The organism is Pseudomonas sp. Choline-02u-1 (assembly GCF_002836515.1).
GTDB lineage: Bacteria > Pseudomonadota > Gammaproteobacteria > Pseudomonadales > Pseudomonadaceae > Aquipseudomonas.
The window spans coordinates 1-657 of record NZ_PJBC01000038.1; the positions used below are offsets into that span (position 1 = coordinate 1).

The following is a 657-nucleotide window of genomic DNA, read 5'->3' on the forward strand; positions in this document are numbered from 1 at the left end:
CGGCGGGCGATTGGGCACGTCCCACGGCGTAGCCTGGAAGCGGTTGCGATAGCCCTGATGGAAATCGTCTTTCAGCGCGGTGGTGTCGCTGGTCACCGACTCCTCGAGCACTTGCGGCTGCTTGCCTTCGTGCAGGACTTCGGTGAGCAGCCACAGGTCGTTCCACTTGGCTTTGGGATGTTCGGTCAGGGCGAGGAAGTGGCCGCTGACCAGCAACGGCTGATCGCTCTTGCCTTCGGCCAGTTGAAAGTCGCTGCGATGGCGTTCGAGGGCGCGTTTGGCCAGGTGTTTGCCGCGCTCGCGGTCGATGAAACGGCCCGGGTAATCGTAGTCTTCGAGGTCGGGCAGGGCGTCGCCACGGTTTTCGCTTTCCAGGGTCAGGCGCGGTTTTTCGAAGTCGTAGTCGCGGCGCGTGGTGCGGCTGGTGCGGGTTTCCAGGCGCAGGTCGAAGCGCTTGATCACCGGGTTGCTGGCGACCATGCCGGAGTCTTGCTGATAGGGCACAGGCGCGAGTTTCGGGAACACCGTCTGGTCATCGCCAAACACCAACTTGTGCGCGTTGGCGCTGTGCTGGAAGTGGAAGTGAATGCCTTCTTCCTCGCACAGACGTTGGATGAAGTGCAGGTCCGACTCGTCGTATTGCACGCAGTAGATGCG

At 62.1% G+C, this 657-nt stretch carries 1 protein-coding gene; it reads right to left on the reverse strand.

What is annotated here, in order from left to right:
- Positions 1–657, reverse strand: a 657-nt coding sequence (gene tssI / locus CXF97_RS13995) for a type VI secretion system tip protein TssI/VgrG (protein WP_157830892.1), incomplete at both ends; no start/stop codon positions are given.